This is a genomic window from Alcanivorax hongdengensis A-11-3, from assembly GCF_000300995.1.
Classification (GTDB): domain Bacteria; phylum Pseudomonadota; class Gammaproteobacteria; order Pseudomonadales; family Alcanivoracaceae; genus Alcanivorax; species Alcanivorax hongdengensis.
In genome coordinates this window covers 92,441-110,538 of sequence record NZ_AMRJ01000008.1, presented here as the reverse complement: position 1 = coordinate 110,538, position 18,098 = coordinate 92,441, and the positions used below count along the sequence as shown (strand labels likewise).

The window sequence follows — 18,098 nt, the reverse complement described above, 5'->3', positions numbered from 1 at the left end:
ATTTATCCCAAACTGTGGGACAGCAGTGGCCTTCGGGCGCCCTTTTTTTATGCTGTCGATTCCATCGCATTCTGGCCGTGGCGGTTCCGGTAGGCTTGCAAAAAAATCTACGAAAAAATCATTAAAAATTATGCGTATTCTGATTCTGGCCTGCCTGTGTTCGATATTGTTGTCCGCCTGTGGTGGCGGTGGTGGAGGGGGTAGTGACGCGGCAACCCCGCCCGCCACGCCAGCCTCGCCCCTGGAGGCCGCGCTAAAAAGCGGTGATAGCCAGGCCCTGCAGGACCCGCAGCCTCTGCTTGAGGCGGCCCTTGAAGAAATTGACCGGCTTGCCCGCCAGCAACAGTCACGGGTGATGTCCCTGGGATCGGGGGCACTGGTCTATCCCCTGCCGCAAAGCAGTCACTATGTGCTGGCGGATTACGGCAGTGGCGTGACGGTGCTGCGCGGCAGCGATAGCGGCCACTCCCTGGCCAGCGTGACCGACATGAATGGCCAGCGGGCCGCCGGCATTGGCTTTCTTTTCTACAAACAGGCGACCGGTACACAGGGCATGGATGACCTGGGGCGTGCGCTGATTACCTGGCTGGCCGGCGGCACGCTGCCTGAGGGCGTGGCCCTGGCCGGCATCAAGGATGCGGACCTGAACCATTGGTTGTCGGCCACGCTGCCCGGGACCGCAGTCAGTGATTGCGGCGACGCTGACAGTGTTGCCTGCCTCAATGACAGCCAGGTGCTCCTGATCAGCGATCAGGTCGGCAGCGATCAGCAGACCGCCCTGTCAACGCTGGTGCGTCAGGCCCGTGAGCGCGGGCTGGGAGTGTTCTATCTGCATACCCGCGGCTGGAATAGCTCGACACTGGGCGTCTCGCTGCTGGCGGAGCTGGGCATGCACCTGGGCGCCTATCCGGGCAATTACTGGATCGAGGATACCCTCAACTGGCCATCGACCACCGCCATGCTGTCGGCCATGCATCAGCAGAACCCCCTGCGCATTGCCCTGCAGCACTTTCGCCACAATGATTTCGCCATCGACTGGGCGGCCTGTGACAGCGAAGCAGGGGGTGACTGTGACCAGCGTGCCGATCTCAAGGCGGCGTTGCTGGACGGGGCGGCTACCCTGCGTGACAACCTCAACGGGCTGGACCAGGCCGGCAAGCCCCTGTTTGATCAGCCCGGCCGGCGTCTGCTGAAGCTGCTGGTGCTGCTCGGCGATTTATGGCGCCGTGACATTCGCTACCCCATGGACAAGGACACGGCGCCGCAGGGCGATTTCATGCGGGCGCTGTATGCGGACTACAGCGTGCAGTACCTGCGCCCGGTGCAGCCGGCACAACCGGATTTGGGCAGTTTCAGTGAGGCCATGGCAGTGGTGCCGGCCACGCACCGCGAGCAGGTCAGCCGTCAGGTACAGGGCAGTCACTTTACCGCCCTGGGGGCCTACGCCCTGCCGGGCCAGGCCGTTACTGTCACCCGCACGGATCACAGCGGGGCGGAGGTGGCCCTGCGCCTCAATACCCAGTACAGCGGGTCCACCCGGCTGTGGAGCGAGTATTCCCGGCCCCGCTTTTTATCCAGCCCGTCCATGTCGCTGGCGCCGGGGCAAAGCCTGACCGTCACCAGCCCCTATGGCGGCACCCTGCAACTGGTTTACAACAGTGGGGCGCAAGCCACGGTTCAGCTGACGCTCAGTGGCGTGGCCCATGAGCCCTTTTTGCAGTATGGCACCGGCATGGATCAGCAGGCCTTTACCACCGCCCTGCAGACCAGCCCGTTGAGCTGGGCGGAAATCCGCACCCCCTTCGCCGAGATTCATTCGCGCCGTGACCGGCTCAACCAGTCCATCAATGGTTCGCGCTATAACGGCAGCAGCCAGGATTTCCTGGATGATCTGTTCGATTATGTACTGCGCGATGCCTACACTCTGGCCGGCTTCCAGGGGCAGGGCATCAGCCTGCCCGCGGCAGTGGCCCAGCGCTGTACGCAGTTGGGCTGGGACTGTACCGACCCGGCTATCCATGGCCTGCCCAAGGTGCTGCACATCAATGTGGATCTGTTTGCCCGTTGCGGTGCCGGCTGTAGCGGCAATCCCTATGATCAGTCCTGGGCGCTGGATCCCTACGGCTGGGGCGAAAGTCATGAACTGGGCCATAACCTGCAACGCGCTCTGCTCAAGATCCATGATGGCCGCAGTGCCGAGGTGTCCAACAACATCTTCCCGCTGCACAAGGACTGGCGACTGTTCCTGGAGCGTGACGAAAACCGCAGTGACGACCGGATTCGTTATCAGCAGGTGTTCAATATTCTCAAGCAGGGTGCGGCCGCCGCGGATCCCTACCAGGTCGCCTATGACGCCATCTGGTCCGACAGCAGCTATGCCGCTGACAATGGTCTGCGCATGGCGTTTTACGCCCAGCTGCCGCAGCTGTGGCGGGAGATCACCGGGGACGCCAGCCAGGGCTGGGATATCTATACCTTGCTGTATCTGGCCGAGCGCCAGTTCAGCCATCTGGACAGCAGCAGCTGGGCCAGCCACCGGGCCCTGTTCGGCATGGGCAGTTTTGCCGAAAAGCCGTCGCTCACCGGTAACGACTTCATGCTCATCGAGGCCAGCTTCCTCACCGGCCGGGACCTGCGACCGCTGTGGGATCAGTGGGGCGTGGATTACGGCGCGGCTACCTCGGCGCAACTGGATGCCTTGTCATTGCCGCCTCAGGAAAAGGTGATCTGGGTAGCACCGGTGACCAACGACTGGACGACAATTCGCAAGGTGGCCGTGACGCCGACCATGAGCTGGCCGTTCTGAGGCGGCTTTGCCAGCAGGGTGCCTTCGCGCGCCCTGTGGGGCCGGGAGGTGTTAGCTGGTCGAGTCGGTGTAGCGCAGTCGATCAATCAGCAGCCGCAGGGCGGAGCTGATATTGCGCCGGCCGGAATAACACAGATAGTAACCCTCGAAGGTCGGGCACCAATCGCTTAATACCCGCCGCAGGGTGCCACGCTCGATATCATCGATCACTTCCGGTTCGGTGACAAAGGCAATGCCGTGCCCGGCTTTTGCCGCCTCAATGCAAATGTCGCTTTCACTGAAAATAAACGGGCCGGCCACTTTCTTGACGATCTCCTGCCCGGCCTTTTCAAATTCCCAGTCATAGGTCGAGGCATGGGCATGAAAGCGCAGCCCGATGCAGGCATGGTGGTCCAGATCCTCCGGGTGCCTGGGCACGCCGCGAGCCTGCAGGTAGTGGGGCGCGGCGACCGCGGCCATGCGCAGGTCCGGACCGATCTTCACGGCGATCATGTCCGGGCTGATGAATTCGCGCATGCGAATGCCCGCATCAAAACGCTCCTCCGCCAGGTCGATCAGGCGGCTTTCCAGATTCAGTTCCACTTGAATTTCCGGGTAATCCTGCACCAGTTGCGACAGCCGGGGCCACAGTACCGCATGCAGGGCTGCCTTGCTGGCGGCCAGCCTCACCCGCCCCCGGGGCGCATCGCCCAGCAATCGCAATTCTTCGATACGGGCGTTGATCATACCCAGCCCGGGGCGCAGGGCAGCCAGCAATTTTTCACCGGCATCGGTGGTGGAAACCCGCCGCGAGGTGCGATTCAGCAGCTTGATGCCCACATGGGCTTCCAGCCGGCGAACGGCATGGCTGACCGCCGACTGTGACAGATCCCGTTGCGCGGCGGCACGGGTGAAACTCTTTTCTTCTGCCACGGCCATGAACAGGGCCAGATCACTCAGTTCGTCGCGCATGGTGTATTGCTCCCCTTGGCGTTTGTCTCAAACCCAGCGTTCGGCGTTTCATGAATGAAACACTGTATTTGGTATGTTTTTTTATCTTATCCCAGTGTATTGATCTATATCCATGCACTGAATTCATGGCTGCCATGAGGGGAGCCCGGTTGTTGTCCGGGCAGCGCAGGCCTACCTTGGGGTAACCGCATTCGGCAGGGGCGGAGCTTGCAGTCGGGCTTGGTGCCTTGCCATCGAATCAGACCCGTGAGGACACCATGATCAAGGATAAAGTGATAGTGATTACCGGCGCGTCCGCCGGCATCGGTGAAGCCACCGCCAAATTGCTGGCCCGCAAGGGGGCCAAAGTGGTGCTTGGTGCGCGCCGGGAAGACAAATTGAAGCGTATTGCCGAGGAGATTCAGCAAGCCGGTGGGCAGGCGGCCTATCAGGTACTGGATGTCACTCGCCAGCAGGATAACGACCGTATCGTACAGTTGGCCAAGGACACTTTTGGTGGCGTGGACGCGATCTTCCTGAATGCCGGCCTGATGCCGAGCTCCCCCCTGTCGGCCATGAAAACGGACGAATGGCACCGCATGGTGGATGTGAATATCAAGGGCGTGCTCAACGGCGTGGCGGCGGTGCTGCCTACCTTTACCGGACAGAAGTCCGGGCAGGTGCTGGCGGTATCATCCGTGGCCGGCCTGAAAGCCTACCCGGGCAGCGCGGTCTACGGCGGTACCAAATGGTTCGTGCGTGACTTCATGGAAGTGCTGCGCATGGAATCGGCGCTGGAGGGCACCAATATCCGCACCGCCACCCTCTACCCGGCAGCCATCAATACCGAGCTGCTGGGCACCATTACCGACACCACCGCCAAGGAGCAGATGGAAGGCCTGTATGCCACCTATGGCATTTCCCCCGAGCGTATTGCCGAGGTAGTGGCATTCGCCATGGATATGCCGGAAGACACCACGGTCAACGAATTCACGGTTGGCCCCGCCAATCAGCCCTGGTAAGCATCACCGGCATGTCGGAATTCTTTGTGGGAGCGTGCCTGCACGCGAACGCAGCCGGCATGCTCCCGCAATACGTAAGTCATACCCTGAACAAGGAGTGCCACCATGATTCTTCACAAGAACGGTTCCCGCCCTTCCCTGGAAGGGCCCGCGGAATGTTTTACCGGCCGTGTCCGTATTGATCCGATCCAGCTGCAGGCGCAGGAGCCTTCACGGGTGACGGCCGCTCTGGTGACCTTTGAACCCGGTGCCCGCACCAACTGGCATACTCATCCGCTGGGGCAGCTGTTGATCGTGACGGCGGGCAAGGGCTGGACCCAGTGCGAACATGGCGAGCGAGTGGAAGTTGGCGCCGGTGATACCATCTGGTGCCCGCCGGGCCACAAGCACTGGCACGGTGCCACCTCTGATACCGCCATGAGCCATATCGCCGTGACTGAAATGCTGGATGGCAGGAATGTGGACTGGCTGGAACCGGTGACCGACGAGCAGTATCTGGGCGGTTGAGCCGGCAATGGGCATCCTGCGCCAGGCACGGTGTTCACCGCCCGGGCGGGCGCCGTGCTACCATTCGCGTTTTTACCGGCGAGTGGCGACAGCATGACCGAGCAGTATGTAATCCGGCTCCGCAAGAACGAGGAACGGCGTATCAAGGCCGGGCACCTGTGGGTGTTCGCCAATGAAATCGATACCCGCCATACCCCCTTGAAGGATCTGCCCGCCGGTGCCGCCTGTGTGGTGGAAGACAGTCGCGGCAAGGCGCTGGGGCGGGCCCTGTTGAGTCCCCATTCGCTGATCGCAGCGCGCCTTTACAGTCGTGATGTGAAGCAGGAATTGTCGCGCAGCTTTTTCAAGAAACGTATCGAGCAGGCGCTGGCCCTGCGTGAGCAATTGTTTGATACGCCCTGCTACCGACTGATCTTTGGTGAAGCCGATGGTTTGCCCGGGCTGGTGGTGGACCGCTTTGCGGATGTGCTGGTGGTGCAGACCGGCTCCGGGGCCATGGAAGCCCATCTCGATACCATCGTCAGTGCCCTGGATGCGGTGCTCAGCCCCAGCCATATCATTGCCAAGAATGAAGCCGCGGCGCGGCAAATCGAGGGCATGGAACGCTATACCCGGGCACTCAAGGGTGAGCTGCTGGATGAGGTGAGTCTCAGTGAGAACGGTGGCAATTTCGTGGCGCCGCTGGCGGAGGGCCAGAAGACCGGCTGGTTCTATGATCACCGCGCAGCCCGCCTGAAGATGCAGCGCCTGGCTGGCGGTGCGCGGGTGCTGGATGTGTTCTCTTACTGTGGCGGCTGGGGCGTGCAGTCGGCCATGGCCGGCGCCGAGTCGGTCACCTGTGTGGATGCCTCGCAGACCGCGCTGGAGTATGTGCATCGCAATGCCGAGCTCAATGGGGTGGCCGACCGCATCAGCAGTCTGCACGGCGATGCCTTTGCGGCAATGAAACAGCTGATTGCCGATGGTGAGAAATACGATCTGGTGGTGCTGGACCCGCCGGCGTTCATCAAGCGCAAGAAGGATTTCAAGAACGGCCTGGCCGGTTACCACGCCATCAATGAGCTGGCCATGCGGCTGGTCAAGCCGGGCGGCTTTCTGGTGTCCGCCTCCTGTTCCATGCACATGCCCGCCGACCGGCTGCTGGAGGTGATTCACAGCAGTGCCCGGCATATCGATCGCAGCGTGCAGGTGATCGGCTATGAAGGGCAGGCCGCGGATCACCCGGTGCATCCGGCCATTGCCGAGACCGCCTACCTGAAAAGCTGGTTCTGCCGGGTGCAGTTCTCGCTGTAACGCCCGGTCAGTTTGTCAGCAGCCGGTTGTTCAGCGACGGGTTAAAGCTTGTCCCCGTCCAGCATCTCGCACAGGGCGACATTCAGGTCGCCCAGGGCGCTGACCAGCGCCTGTTTTTTTGATTCCGGCCAGTCGGCCACCATCAATGCCACCTTCTCTTCCCGCAGCCGGCGCATGCGCGTCGCCTCCTGTTCGCCAGCGGCGCTGGCGCAGACCATGGCGCCCCGGCGATCCTGCGGGTTGGGTTGCTTGCGCACCAGGCCGCGCTGGGCCATCACGCTGACCTGGCGAGTGACCGTGGAACTATCCAGGCGCAGTCGTTCGGCGATCTGGCTGGTGCTCTGCGGCCCGTCGGCCATCAGCAGCAACAGCATCAGGTAATGGGCCCGCTCCAGCGGGTAGCTGTGGTCACGCCGGGTGGCTTCCAGCCAGCGCACCAGAAACGCCAGCTCCTGTTCCAGCGAACGGTCGGTGGGTGGGTGACCGGGTGCAGAGGCGTGCATGGCGATGTCCTTGGCCGGGCCTGCGGGCAGGCGATGAATGTGTGCGCGCATTGTACACAACCGGATTTCAGGGTCTGTGCCGCTGTCAGCAAGGGCTGCGTTTACCCGCGACCATAAACTTGTATAATACACGCAAATTATGAACCGAATTCAATCATGACCCAAGTGGAGCGCCTGTTCGAGCGCTACGGGCCCAAATACCAGTGGCTGGTGACGCTGACCGTGCTGCTGGGGCTGGTGGCGCTGGGCATGTCGATCACCATCGTTAATGTGGCCACCCCCTACATCAAGGGGGCCTTTGGCATGAGCACTGATCAGGTGCAGTGGCTGTCCACCGGGTTTCTGGCGGCCACCACGGTGGCTTTGCTGATTGCCCCCTGGCTGAGCAATGCCTTTGGCCAGCGCGCCACCTACATGGGCGTGTTGCTGGTCTTTATCGGTGCGTCCTTTCTGGGCGGGCTGGCCACCAGCATGGGGGCCATCATTGCCTCGCGCATTATTCAGGGAGCCATGACCGGGCTGGTGCGGCCGGTGGCGCTGGAGGCGCTGTTCTCGGTCTACCCGGAAAACCAGCGTGGCATGGCCACCGCCATGTATGGCATGAGCCTGGGCCTGCCGCTGACCCTGGCCACGGTGATCGGCGGCCTGCTGGTGGATGTCTATAACTGGCGCTATGTGTTTTTTATTGTGCCGCCGATCTGTGTGGCCGCCATCGTGATGGGCTATTTCTTTCTGCCGCCCCGTGAAGAGCAGGGGCCGCGCCCGCCGTTTGACTGGTTCGGTGCCGGCTCGCTGTTCGTGGCCATCTTTGCGTTGCTGACGGCGTTGTCCAATGGCCAGCGCTGGGGCTGGCACAGCGAGGCGGTGGTGGGGCTGCTGGTGTTTTCACTGCTGGTGGGCGGGCTCTTTGTGTTCTGGGAGCGGCGCGTGGATAAACCGTTGCTGGACCTGGCGATCTTTACCAACCGGGGCTTTGTGGTGGCGGCGTTTTCGCTCTTCATGTTCGGTGGTGTCTTTTACGGCATCATGTACCTGCTGCCCCAGTTCGTGCAGGCAATCCTGCACTATGACCCGGTCACCGTGGGCAAGCTGTTCCTGCCTTCCACGCTGGTGCTGGCGATTCTGGTGCCCATGGTGGGCAAGCTCAGTGACCGCTGGAAGCCCCACTACCTGACTGTGCCGGGGCTGATTTTCTCCACCTGGGCGGTGTATCGCATGGCCCAGGTGGACTGGCATACCTCCTTTTCCTATCTGGCCATTTCCATGGCGTTGCTCAGCGTTGGTATGGCGGCCTTTCCACCGCCCACCCTGTCGCGGGGCATTGCCTCGCTGCCGCCCACCCTGATCGGCTTCGGCTCCGGGGCGATCAACTTCGCCCTGCAGCTGGGCGGAGCTTTTGGCACCGCGGCGCTGGTGACACTGATGGATCAGCGCACCCTGTTTCATTCCACCGCGCTCACCGCCGGGCTCAACCATGGTAACAGCGTGGCCCTGGACGCCCAGGTCCGGGCCCAGGCGATGATCCATCAGGCTGGTGCGCCCGAGGCCTATGCCGGTGCCGCCGCCAGCCGGTGGCTGGCGCAGATGGACGCGCTGTGGGCGCAGATCTATGCCTACCAGGATGGTTTTCTGCTGGTGGTGATCGCGCTGCTGACCCTGATGGTGCCGGCCTTCCTGCTCAGCCGCTGGACGGGCTGGCGAACCTGATCACAGCCTTTCTTTCCTTTCATCGACGTGGATACCGATTATGAATGCTCAGACAAGCGACCCTTCCGCCCGGCCGGCATCCAGTGCCCGAGGTGGGCGCTGGCGGTTGTTGCTGGCGGCGCTGTTGGTACTGGCATTGCTGGTGTGGATCGGCCAGTGGTTCTATTACCAGCACACCCATGTGAGTGCCGATGATGCTCGGGTGATGACCCACGAGATCACTGTCAGCAGTCGCCAGGCGGGGCGGGTGGATGGCTTTACGCTCACCGAGGGTGACAGTCTGCAGGCCAGCCAGCTGGTGGCCAGCCTCTACAGCCGCCCGGACCAGCTGAAACTCAAGGAGCTGCAGGCGCGGGTGGCGCAAGCCAGGGCGCGGGTGGCGCTGGAGGAGCAGCAGGTCAGGCTGGCCGGTCAGCAACTGGATGGGGGCATTCGCGAAACCCGCGATCAACTGAAGACCGACCAGGCGGCGCTGGAGGCCGCCCGGGCGGCCATGGACAAGGCCGCCAAGACCTACAAGCGCTCCAACGATCTGTTCCAGTCCGGCACCGTGTCCGCGCAGAAAAAGGAAGAGGATTACTACACCTGGCAGGAGACCCGAGCGCAATTCCAGCGGGCCCGCCAGCAGGTCAATCTGGACCGCAGCTCGCTGGATAACGCCCACACCGGCATGCTCTCCGGCGCAAAGATGACCCTGCAGAACCCGGACCTGCTCAAGGCCCAGCTGGCGGTGACCCGCCAGAACCTGGCCGAAGCGCAGCTGGCCCTGCAGCACCAGCAGGTGGAAGTGGAAGACCGTCAGGTGGCCAGCCCGAAGGCCGGGGTGGTGGACCGGACCTTCGTGGAGCAGGGCGAGTACGTGTCTGCCGGGCAGCCATTGCTGATGATGCATGCGCCGGAGGATGTCTGGGTGGAAGCCAATGTGAAGGAAACCCGGGTGCGCAAGCTCAGGCCCGGCCAACCGGTGGATATCAGGGTGGATGCCTACCCGGATCGCCGCTTTCACGGCCATGTGCAGGTCATCGGCCATGCGGCCACCAGCGAATTTGCGCTGTTGCCCAACCCCAACCCGTCCGGCAACTTTACCAAGATCACTCAGCGTATTCCGGTGCGCATCGCCATCGACAAGGGGGCGCGCCATTTGCTCAGCCCGGGCATGATGGTGGTGGTGGATATCGATACCCGCGAGCAGGGTGACAGCACCGTGGCCCGCCGCTGAGTGCGGCTGACAAGGAGGAGGCAGCCATGTATTCATGCATCATTCTGGCCTTTGATGGTTCCGAGGAGGGCCGCGCGGCGCTCAAGGAAGGCAAGGAACTGGCCCGCCTGTGTGGCGCCCGGGTGCACCTGTTGTCGGTGCTGGACACGGTGGAAGCCAATGGCCTGGGCGATGGTATTTACGCGGTGGAGCGCTTTCGCGACAGCGACATGGACAGCCTGCGCGAGCTGGTGGATGACGGCTTGCAGCGGTTGCGCAATGCCGGGCTGGAGCAGCCGGTGGGGCACATTGCCTTTGGCGAACCGGTGGAGCACATCGCCGCCCTGGCCCGTCAGGTGGAGGCGGATTTGATTGTTGTCGGCCATCGTCACCAGGGCATGCTGGCGCGCTGGTGGCAGGGCTCACTGAGCCGGGCGCTGCTCGATCAGGTGGACTGCAGCATTCTGGTGGCGATGAAGGGGTTTTCAGCAGCCTGTTAATCCCGCAGGTCCAGTTCGTTGTGAATCAGCACCACGCACTGGGAGGCAAACAGCATGGTCGGCCCCAGGCTGATCTTTTCTGCACCCAGTCGCTTGAGGCTGTTGAAGGTTTTCTTGGGCATGGGGATGTGGTCGGTGAGCAGGAAGCAGGCATTGTCGCTGAAGTGCTGCTCGCGCATGGGGGTGCCTTTCCTGTCCATCATGTAAAGCGTGTAATCCTGCGCCAGTTGCTTGACCAGCCGCTCGAAGCTGAGCGTTTCCACCGTCAGCCCCGCTTCCACCTGTTTGCGTTGTTCCTTGCCCATGCCCTGGGAGGCATCCAGTGCCTTGGCGATTTTTTTCAGCAATGCCTGCTCATGAAAGCCGCCGATGTCCTGCATCTCGGCGGCGGTGAAGCAGAGCGTGCGCGAATAGTCCCGGGTGCTTTCCAGCACCAGATAGACCACCACATCCTCACGGTGCGACTGGGCCACGAAGATGGCATTCATCAGCGTGTGGGCAAGGATTTCCGTGTGGGCGTCACCGCCGATGCCGGCCAGCAGGGGCTGGCTTTCCGTGGGGGCGGCGCGGGCGCGCAGAACAAAGGCTCGCATGGCTGGCTCGTGTTGGTGAATGGCAGGGTTGCCGGCAGCGCCGATGATAAAGCCATCGGCGTTGTGCTTCAGCCTTTTCCGCCCTTGCCGCCGTTTTTCTCCAGCCACATGAGCGTTTCCATGTAACTGGCGAAGCGGTTCAGGTAGGCCGGCGAAATCTCGCGCAGGGTTTCCAGTGAGCGGGTCACCAGGCGGTGGGAGTTGAGTGGGCCGGCCTCGCTGGGGGTGCTGTTGATGGCACGCTCAATGCGCGCCTGGCGTTGCTGGCGGGCGCGGGCCTCGCGCAGCTGGCGCAGAGCCTTCAGTTCGCCCCGGGCCGGCCGGGGCCGGATATCGCCCAGCCGTTGTTCCTGGGCGCGCAGCCGGGCGCTGAGTGAATGGTCGTCGCCATCGTCCGCCTGTGGGGGCGGCACCAGTTGTTGCAACAGGGCGGCCAGGGGCGAGCTGGACGGGGTCGGCCGTTGCGCCTGGCGCAGGGCGGCCTTGTAATCATGGCGGTCGAATAACGCCCGGGCGTGGCTGTCGCCACTGTCGGGCAGCGCCTGTTCGGCCCGCGCCCGGGCCTCGGCCAGATCCCGGCAGTAGCGTTGCAGGCCGTCGCCGAGGGCCTGTTGCTGCCGTCGGGCAGGCAGCTGACGCTGGTGCAGCCGCTGCGCCAGCGCCTGCAGGTAATGAAAGCGCACCGGGTCGAAGCGATCTTCACCGCGCTGGCGCAGGGCTTCCAGCTGTTGCAGCGGCGCTGTGTCAGTCATGGTCGGCGGCTTTGGGTGGCGGAGTGCGTGGCACGGTGGTCAGTTCCACCCGGCGGTTTTTTGCCCGCGCCGCGGCATCATGATTGGGAGTCACCGGTTGATGGTCGCCGAAGGCGGCGGCAAACACCTGGTCGGCGGGCATGCCCTGTTCGATCAGCGTGCGGGTGACGGTCAGCGCCCGTTGCGCCGACAGGTCCCAGTTATCCGCGTAGCGGCCATTGCTGCGCGATACCGGCAGGTCATCGGTGAAGCCACTGACCATCAGCATTTCGTTGTGCTGGTTGAGGTAGACCTCCAGCGGTTTGACCAGGCTGTGCAGCAGCTCGCGGCCATCCGGTTGCAGGGTGTCGGAGTTGAGCTGGAACAACACGCTGCCGCTGATACCGATGCGCCCGTCACGCAGGCTGATGCGGCCACTGGCCAGCGGGTCGGCCAGTGCCTGTTCCAGCTCCATGCGGCGTTGTTCCTCGGCCAGGCGCCTGGCCTTTTCCTGTTCCAGGTCCTGGCTCAGTTCCATCTGTACGCCAATTACCCAGACCAGCACCAGCACCAGGATGCCAACCAGGGCGGCCATCAGATCCGAGAAGATGGCCCAGACCGGGATGGCCTGGGCGTCCTGATCATGCAGCTCGTCCATCAGTTAACCCCGGGGCGGGTGTCGTCGCCGGCGGTGGTTTCGACCGGGCGTTTGCTCAACGCCTCGATCACGTCCTTCTGCGAGGCCATGCTCAGCTCGATCACTTCCCGGGCCTGCTCCACGTAGTAGGCCAGTTGTTCATCGCTGCGGGTGGCGGCTTTTTCCAGCGCGCTTTCCACCTTCTGCAGGTTGTCGAGCAGCTTGTCGTTGGAGTCGCTGAACAGTTGCACCGCCACGCCGAAGGCTTCGCCCAGGCTGGCCACGTCGGCGGCACTGCCGGTCACATCGCCGGCCACCTGCGCCAGGTGCTCGGCCTGTTCATTGACCTGACGGCTGAAGGTTTCGCCCACCTCGGTGAGGGTGCGGCCGGCCTGGCTGATCAGGGTTTCGATGGCATCGCGCTGACCGGCGGCCAGTTCCCGCTGGCTGCCGAGCAGGCCGTCCAGTTCCGCCATCAGACGCTGGCGCTCTTCCAGCAATTCGTTGTCGCGCTCGCTGCTGCGGGCCATTTCCTCGTTCAGGCGAGTGATCACCTCGGCGGCGGCCTTCGGCGTTTGCGAGGCGGTTTCGATCAGACGCAACATGGGCGCTTCCAGGGCGGTGCCCAGTCGCGTCAGGTGTTCGCTGACGGTGCTCTCCAAAGCGGCCAGTCGCTCGGCGGCCTGCTGGCCGCGCTCGGCTTCCTGGTCACGCAACTGTGCCAGCTGTTCGGCGCTGCGGCCGACCAGGCTGTCGAGGCCCTGTTGCTGGCCCTCCAGCAGGGCGCGGGCCTGTTCGCCAAAGTGGTTGCTGTGTTGCTGCAGGGTCTGGCCGATTTCGCTGACCAACTGCTGTTGGTGTTGCTGCTGGCTCTGCAGGCCGGCCTGCCAGTGTTGCAGCGCGGCGTCGCTGCTGCGCTGGAACTGTTCGGCGATGGCGCCCAGGCGGCTTTCACCGGCATCGCTGAGCTGTTGCTGGCTGTCGCGCCATTGCTGTAGCAGCTGGTCGCTGTTGTCGCGGTATTGCTGCTGGTGGGTTTGCAGGGCCTGATCCACCTTGTCCAGCAGGTCGCTGCTGTACTGGCGTTGCTGGTCGAGCCCTTGCTGCCAGTCGCTGGCGGCCTGGCGGGTAGTCTGGTCGAAGCGTTCGGTGAGGGTGCCCAGTTGCTGTTCGGTGATGGCGCTGAGGCGCTGGTGGGTTTGTTCCACCTGCTGGTTCAATCGCGCCAGCGACGCTTCCATGATCGGCTCGATACGCTGGGCGGCCAGCTGGCTGCTGTCGGCCAGGGTGGCCTGCAGGGACTGGCCCACGGATTCGGCAAGCTGACGATAATGTTCTCCGGTGCGGTCCTGGAATTGTTGCTGCTCACGGCTGAGCTGGTCGCCCATCTGTTCCAGGCGGCCGGACAGGCTTTGCAGGGTTTCCACCAGGGCCGGGAACAGGCGGTTCTGATCGTGCAGGGCCTGGTAGGCCTGCTGACGTTGCTGGTCCAGGGACAGGCCCGGCGTGGCCTGTAGTTGTTGATCCAGCGCGCGGGAGACCTGCAGGCGCTCACGGCGGCACAGGGCAGCGCTCAACCCCAGCATGGCGGAGGCGGCCACGCCGGCGATGGAGGTGCCGAACGCCAGGCTCAGTCCATTGATGGGGGCGGCCAGGGCGCCGCGGATGGCGTGCAGTTCGGTGCTGCCTTGCAGGGCCGTGGCGGCGCCGCGCAGGGTGACGATCATGCCGATAAAGGTGCCCAGCAGGCCCAGCATTACCAGCAGGCCGGACAGGTAGGGCGTCATGGCCGGGCCGGGCAGGGCCACCGGCTGGCCGTCGATGCGCCGTTGCACGGCACTGCGCAGGGAGGCCGGCAGGCCGCTCAGCCAGCCGGGCAGGGCGTCACGCTGTGAAGGTAGCTGCGGCAGCTGGCGGTGCAGGGCGTCGCTGCTGCGGCGAAAGCGGCGCAGTTCCAGAAAGCCGACACCATAGACCAGGGCAATGATCAGGGTGGCGGTGAAGGCGATCAGGTTGCTGCCCATGAAGAACAGGGCAATCCACAGCACGGCAATGGCGCCCAGCACGAAGGGCAGAGCGAAGAGAAGGCGTTTCATGGGTTATCGGTTACCTCGTTATGCAGGGCCTCATAGAGGCCCAGGACAGGCTCCAGTCGGGCATCCAGCTCGGCCACCAGCACCGCTTGCAGATCGCGGTAAAACTGGTGCAGCCAGCCGCCGGGCGCCAGCCAGGCGGGGATGTCATCATCCGGAGCGTCACTTTTCAGGTGTTGCTGCCAGAGCGTCTCGTAGCGTTTTTCCAGCAGCGCCGGCACGCGCTGGAAACCGCGCCGGCTGTAATCAGACAGGGTGTGGTCAAAAACCGTATCCAGCTCGACGAGCCGCGCCAGCTCGGCACTCTGGGCGGCCAGCAGGCGGCGCGCCCGTACCCGCAGGCCATGCACGCCGGCGGCAAACTGGCGCTGCTGCCCCTGATAGAACTTCTGGTAGGGCGCAAACAGCGGGCGGCTGCCGGGCCTGGCGAGCTTCGGGGCCGGCAGCTGGCCACCGTCACTGTCGCGGGCCATGGCCCGGTGCAGACCGTCCAGCAGGGTATCACGGCTGCGCAGCAGATCCTCCTGCAGGCGTTCGGCGGCATCGCCCTGGGGCGTGCCGGTCTGGCTGCGATGCTGGCGGGCGGCGTCCAGGGTAATGGTGTCGGACAGATCGAACAGCCGCCCCAGCCGCTCGGCAAAACACGGCGGCGCCCCCCGGGACGGGGTGCGTGCCAGCTCACCGAGCAGTTGCGCCAGACGACCGCCGGGCAGGGCGGTCGGGTCGGGTGTCTGCGTCCTATGCATGAAATTGTCCCGTCGGCCGTGGTGGCCGGAAACCAAGAATGGGGCGCCGCCGGGGCGCCGGGAAACCGCACATTTTAATCAGGAAAGGGCCGGGATGATAAGGCGCTGATGGCGGACTGACGAGCGGCATTCAGGGTAGGGGCTGTGGCGCCTCGTCGAGCAGAGTAAACTGCCCGGCACTGTGCAGGTGGCTGGGGCTGTGGAGCTGCCTTTTGCGTGCCGTGATGGCACATTGATAAATGGAGAGTTTCCCATGAAGGCTGCAATTCTGGATGCCCTGGGGCAGTTGCCTCGTCTGGGCGAGTTTGATGAGCCGGATCTGCTTGCCGGCGAGCAGAGGGTGTCGGTGCGTTGTGCGCCGATCAAACCGCTGGACCGGGCCATTGCCGCCGGGCGTCATTACAGCAGCCCGAAAACCCTGCCGGTGGTCTGTGGCATGGATGGTGTCGGCGAGCTGGCCGATGGCAGTCGGGTCTATTTCAACACCCTGCGCCGGCCGTTCGGTGCCATGGCCGAGCGGGCTCCAGCGGCACTGCGGGTGCCGGTTCCTGCGGAACTGGATGATGCGCTGGCCGCGGCGGTGGTCAATCCGGCGCTGGCGGCCTGGTTGCCGCTGGTCTGGCGCGGTGACATGCAGCCGGGGGAGACCGTGCTGATTCTTGGCGCCACCGGTGCTGCCGGCAAGGTGGCGGTGAAGGCGGCCCGGCTACTGGGGGCCGGCAAGGTGATTGCCGCCGGCCGCAACCAGGCGGTGCTGCATGCGCTGGGGGCGGATGCCACCATTGATCTGCGACTGTCACAGGAGGCGCTGGCCGGGCAATTTGCCGAGCACGCCCGCCACGGCATTGATGTGGTGGTCGACTATATCTGGGGGCCGCCGGTGGAAACCCTGATTCAGGTGCTGGTGTCGCCGGATCTGGCGGTGGCCAGCCAGTCCGAACGAGGTGTGCGTCTGGTGGCGGTGGGTGAAATGGCCGGCAGCCATATTGCCCTGCCGTCCGGCGCCCTGCGGGGTTCCCGGTTGAGCCTGATTGGCAGTGGCACCGGTAATTTTCCGCCGCCGTCGCGCATGGCGGCAATTATTTCGGATATTTTTCGCCACACCTGTGACGGGGCGTTGACGGTGGATGTGCGCCGTTGCCCGCTGGAGCAGGTCAGTGAGGCCTGGCAGCAGGCCGCCGAGAGCAGCGAGCGTATCGTGCTGACGGTATAACCGTCAGATCTGTGATTCCACCGGCAGCAGCGACAGGGCCCACACCTTGAAGCGCTGCCAGCCACTGGTTTCCGGGTCGTGGTCTTTGATGACGGCGTTACCCTGGTCGCTGGCCTGCCATTGCAGGTCGTTATCCTTGGTGAGACGAAGCTTCCAGGCCGCGGACGGCGCGGTCCACTGGTGGAACAGGTCCGCCAGATGCCGGTTCAGTTCCGGGCTGTCAATAAGCAGCCCGACCTCGGTGTTCTGCAGTACCGAGCGGCCATCCAGGTTCATGGAGCCGATAAAGACCCGGTCCTCATCCAGCACGAAGGTCTTGGCATGCAGGCTGGCCCGGGATTTCCCCTTGAACCAGTGCATGCGTTGCTGCTGCTCGGCCTGGGAGCGTAACTCCCAGAGTTGGATGCCGCCCTCCAGCAGGGATTGGCGATAGCTGGCATAGCCGCTGTGAACGATAGCCACATCGGTGGTGCTCAGGGAGTTGGTCAGGATGCTGACGGCCACGCCTCGCTCGCTGAGTGACTGGAGATGGGCAGCGCCGGCGTCACCGGGCACAAAATAGGCGGAGCTGATCAGCAGTCGGGAATGGGTATCGTCGAGAATCCGTTTGACGCTGGCGCCCAGGTAATCGTCTCGTTCCAGCTGCTCTCTCTGGTAGGCCTTTTCCGGTGGGTCGGCATACAGGGTGGCCTGGCCCCAGACCAGGGGCACCTGGCCGTCCACCAGTTTTCTGCCCAGGGCGGAGTCCACCAGGGCTCGGACATATTCGCTGTCTTTCTGCCGGCCCACGAAATCCACCAGTGCCTGGCGCAGGGCATCAAGGTCCATGGGGGCATCGTTGGCATCCAGTACCTGATCAATGGGGACCGAGGCGGGACTGTTCCAGTAGCGGTCGAAGCTGGCGCTGCCCTGGGCCACGATATCGCCAATGGCAGCCACATCCACATCCTGGAAATCCACATTGGTGTTGGAGAAGTATTCATCGCCCAGGTTGCGGCCGCCGGCAATCATCACACTGGCGTCAGCCATCATCAGCTTGTTGTGCATGCGGTGGTTGGCGCGCCCGAAATGGCGAGCCATCTGCCAGGCGCGGCTGAATCCGCCACGGGACTTGACCGGGTTGAAAAGGCGTATCTCGATATTGGGGTGTTCCGCCAGCGTGGCGGCCAGCGGCTCGGCGATCCGGGTGCCCAGGTCATCCACCAGCAGGCGCACCCGCACGCCCCGGTCCGCAGCGTCCAGCAACTTGCTGATGATGATTCGCCCGGCGGTGTCATCGGAAAAGATGTAGTACTGCAGATCCAGTGACGAGCGGGCGGCCTCGATCAGCGCGACCCGGGCGACAAAGGCCGACAGGCCATCGTGCAGCAGATAAAAACCGGAACCCTGCTGCTGGCTGTCCCCGGCCAGGGCATGCTCTGCACCCTGCCGCAGCGGGATATTGGGTGGGGCGACCATGGCCTTGCTGTAGGTGCGATCTGCCGGGTTGTAAGGGGTTTTTGCCTGGCAGGCGGGAAGCAGGAAGAGTAATAGCAGCGCCAAAGGCAGTGGCAGGCGTTTTGCCATAATGGTTTTACCCTCGCAAGTCTGGGAATATCAGACCCCAGTAGCCAGATAAT

Annotated in this window: 16 protein-coding genes; 8 read left to right on the top strand and 8 right to left on the bottom strand. The window is 63.7% G+C overall.

Annotated elements, in window-relative coordinates; translation table 11 throughout:
* The first annotated feature begins 130 nt into the window (after window positions 1-130).
* Window positions 131-2,806 (top strand): ImpA family metalloprotease, encoded by a 2,676-nt coding sequence (locus A11A3_RS07305; protein WP_008928638.1) that lies wholly within the window; start codon window positions 131-133, stop codon window positions 2,804-2,806.
* A 51-nt stretch (window positions 2,807-2,857) separates the two neighbouring features.
* Here A11A3_RS07305 and A11A3_RS07300 read toward each other — a convergent pair whose 3' ends face one another.
* Complete coding sequence (locus tag A11A3_RS07300) at window positions 2,858-3,757, bottom strand: LysR family transcriptional regulator (protein WP_008928637.1); 900 nt, start codon at window positions 3,755-3,757, stop codon at window positions 2,858-2,860.
* A 257-nt stretch (window positions 3,758-4,014) separates the two neighbouring features.
* Here A11A3_RS07300 and A11A3_RS07295 point away from each other — a divergent pair, with 257 nt between their 5' ends.
* The 3 genes from A11A3_RS07295 (at window position 4,015) to A11A3_RS07285 (ending at window position 6,558) form a co-directional block, all read left to right on the top strand.
* On the top strand, window positions 4,015-4,758 hold the full coding sequence (locus A11A3_RS07295; protein WP_008928636.1) for an SDR family oxidoreductase: 744 nt from the start codon (window positions 4,015-4,017) through the stop codon (window positions 4,756-4,758).
* A gap of 105 nt (window positions 4,759-4,863) precedes the next feature.
* The gene (locus tag A11A3_RS07290) at window positions 4,864-5,265 is read left to right on the top strand and encodes a (R)-mandelonitrile lyase (protein WP_008928635.1); all 402 of its coding nucleotides are present in this window, start codon (window positions 4,864-4,866) and stop codon (window positions 5,263-5,265) included.
* A gap of 93 nt (window positions 5,266-5,358) precedes the next feature.
* Complete coding sequence (locus tag A11A3_RS07285; RefSeq protein WP_008928634.1) at window positions 5,359-6,558, top strand: class I SAM-dependent rRNA methyltransferase; 1,200 nt, start codon at window positions 5,359-5,361, stop codon at window positions 6,556-6,558.
* Between the two features lie 41 nt (window positions 6,559-6,599).
* Here the strand turns inward: A11A3_RS07285 and A11A3_RS07280 are convergent, their stop codons facing one another.
* Entirely contained in the window at window positions 6,600-7,112 is a 513-nt protein-coding gene (locus A11A3_RS07280) for a MarR family winged helix-turn-helix transcriptional regulator (RefSeq protein WP_008928633.1), read from the bottom strand.
* A 105-nt stretch (window positions 7,113-7,217) separates the two neighbouring features.
* On the opposite strand from A11A3_RS07280, the gene A11A3_RS07275 reads away from it, so the two are divergent.
* From A11A3_RS07275 to A11A3_RS07265, 3 genes are read left to right on the top strand one after another with little or no spacing between them, the layout of a single operon-like run.
* Window positions 7,218-8,768: a DHA2 family efflux MFS transporter permease subunit gene (locus A11A3_RS07275; protein WP_008928632.1), complete on the top strand. Its 1,551-nt coding sequence runs from the start codon at window positions 7,218-7,220 to the stop codon at window positions 8,766-8,768.
* Window positions 8,769-8,808: 40 nt separating this feature from the next.
* Window positions 8,809-9,987 (top strand): HlyD family secretion protein, encoded by a 1,179-nt coding sequence (locus A11A3_RS07270; RefSeq protein ID WP_157375439.1) that lies wholly within the window; start codon window positions 8,809-8,811, stop codon window positions 9,985-9,987.
* A 26-nt stretch (window positions 9,988-10,013) separates the two neighbouring features.
* Window positions 10,014-10,466: a universal stress protein gene (locus A11A3_RS07265; protein ID WP_008928630.1), complete on the top strand. Its 453-nt coding sequence runs from the start codon at window positions 10,014-10,016 to the stop codon at window positions 10,464-10,466.
* Here A11A3_RS07265 and trmY read toward each other — a convergent pair.
* The 5 genes from trmY to A11A3_RS07240 all read right to left on the bottom strand — a co-directional run bounded on the left by trmY (window position 10,463) and on the right by A11A3_RS07240 (window position 15,266).
* Complete coding sequence (trmY, locus tag A11A3_RS07260; RefSeq protein WP_008928629.1) at window positions 10,463-11,059, bottom strand: tRNA (pseudouridine(54)-N(1))-methyltransferase TrmY; 597 nt, start codon at window positions 11,057-11,059, stop codon at window positions 10,463-10,465. The genes A11A3_RS07265 and trmY overlap by 4 nt on opposite strands.
* Window positions 11,060-11,127: 68 nt before the next feature.
* Window positions 11,128-11,811: a DUF2894 domain-containing protein gene (locus tag A11A3_RS07255; protein WP_008928628.1), complete on the bottom strand. Its 684-nt coding sequence runs from the start codon at window positions 11,809-11,811 to the stop codon at window positions 11,128-11,130.
* On the bottom strand, window positions 11,804-12,448 hold the full coding sequence (locus A11A3_RS07250; RefSeq protein WP_008928627.1) for an OmpA family protein: 645 nt from the start codon (window positions 12,446-12,448) through the stop codon (window positions 11,804-11,806). Before A11A3_RS07250 ends, A11A3_RS07255 begins: the two co-directional genes overlap by 8 nt.
* The gene (locus A11A3_RS07245) at window positions 12,448-14,523 is read right to left on the bottom strand and encodes a DUF802 domain-containing protein (protein WP_008928626.1); all 2,076 of its coding nucleotides are present in this window, start codon (window positions 14,521-14,523) and stop codon (window positions 12,448-12,450) included. Before A11A3_RS07245 ends, A11A3_RS07250 begins: the two co-directional genes overlap by 1 nt.
* Window positions 14,520-15,266, bottom strand: a complete 747-nt coding sequence (locus tag A11A3_RS07240; protein ID WP_008928625.1) for a DUF3348 family protein — start codon at window positions 15,264-15,266, stop codon at window positions 14,520-14,522. Before A11A3_RS07240 ends, A11A3_RS07245 begins: the two co-directional genes overlap by 4 nt.
* A gap of 253 nt (window positions 15,267-15,519) precedes the next feature.
* Here A11A3_RS07240 and A11A3_RS07235 point away from each other — a divergent pair, with 253 nt between their 5' ends.
* Window positions 15,520-16,479 carry a quinone oxidoreductase family protein gene (locus A11A3_RS07235; RefSeq protein ID WP_008928624.1) on the top strand — a complete coding sequence of 320 codons (960 nt, stop codon included), beginning with the start codon at window positions 15,520-15,522 and terminating at the stop codon, window positions 16,477-16,479.
* A gap of 3 nt (window positions 16,480-16,482) precedes the next feature.
* Here A11A3_RS07235 and A11A3_RS07230 read toward each other — a convergent pair whose 3' ends face one another.
* A complete protein-coding gene (locus tag A11A3_RS07230) occupies window positions 16,483-18,045 on the bottom strand; it encodes a phospholipase D family protein (protein ID WP_008928623.1) in 1,563 nt (520 codons plus the stop codon).
* Window positions 18,046-18,098 lie beyond the last annotated feature (53 nt).

What these genes read in the sequence shown, in the direction of transcription:
- A11A3_RS07275 (WP_008928632.1), top strand. Translation starts at nt 7,218, where the DNA reads ATGACCCAAGTGGAGCGCCTGTTCGAGCGCTACGGGCCCAAATACCAG.
- A11A3_RS07250 (WP_008928627.1), bottom strand. Translation starts at nt 12,448, where the DNA reads ATGGACGAGCTGCATGATCAGGACGCCCAGGCCATCCCGGTCTGGGCC.
- A11A3_RS07230 (WP_008928623.1), bottom strand. Translation starts at nt 18,045, where the DNA reads ATGGCAAAACGCCTGCCACTGCCTTTGGCGCTGCTATTACTCTTCCTG.
- A11A3_RS07295 (WP_008928636.1), top strand. Translation starts at nt 4,015, where the DNA reads ATGATCAAGGATAAAGTGATAGTGATTACCGGCGCGTCCGCCGGCATC.
- A11A3_RS07280 (WP_008928633.1), bottom strand. Translation starts at nt 7,112, where the DNA reads ATGCGCGCACACATTCATCGCCTGCCCGCAGGCCCGGCCAAGGACATC.
- A11A3_RS07290 (WP_008928635.1), top strand. Translation starts at nt 4,864, where the DNA reads ATGATTCTTCACAAGAACGGTTCCCGCCCTTCCCTGGAAGGGCCCGCG.
- trmY (WP_008928629.1), bottom strand. Translation starts at nt 11,059, where the DNA reads ATGCGAGCCTTTGTTCTGCGCGCCCGCGCCGCCCCCACGGAAAGCCAG.
- A11A3_RS07245 (WP_008928626.1), bottom strand. Translation starts at nt 14,523, where the DNA reads ATGAAACGCCTTCTCTTCGCTCTGCCCTTCGTGCTGGGCGCCATTGCC.
- A11A3_RS07300 (WP_008928637.1), bottom strand. Translation starts at nt 3,757, where the DNA reads ATGCGCGACGAACTGAGTGATCTGGCCCTGTTCATGGCCGTGGCAGAA.
- A11A3_RS07265 (WP_008928630.1), top strand. Translation starts at nt 10,014, where the DNA reads ATGTATTCATGCATCATTCTGGCCTTTGATGGTTCCGAGGAGGGCCGC.
- A11A3_RS07240 (WP_008928625.1), bottom strand. Translation starts at nt 15,266, where the DNA reads ATGCATAGGACGCAGACACCCGACCCGACCGCCCTGCCCGGCGGTCGT.
- A11A3_RS07285 (WP_008928634.1), top strand. Translation starts at nt 5,359, where the DNA reads ATGACCGAGCAGTATGTAATCCGGCTCCGCAAGAACGAGGAACGGCGT.
- A11A3_RS07270 (WP_157375439.1), top strand. Translation starts at nt 8,809, where the DNA reads ATGAATGCTCAGACAAGCGACCCTTCCGCCCGGCCGGCATCCAGTGCC.
- A11A3_RS07305 (WP_008928638.1), top strand. Translation starts at nt 131, where the DNA reads ATGCGTATTCTGATTCTGGCCTGCCTGTGTTCGATATTGTTGTCCGCC.
- A11A3_RS07255 (WP_008928628.1), bottom strand. Translation starts at nt 11,811, where the DNA reads ATGACTGACACAGCGCCGCTGCAACAGCTGGAAGCCCTGCGCCAGCGC.
- A11A3_RS07235 (WP_008928624.1), top strand. Translation starts at nt 15,520, where the DNA reads ATGAAGGCTGCAATTCTGGATGCCCTGGGGCAGTTGCCTCGTCTGGGC.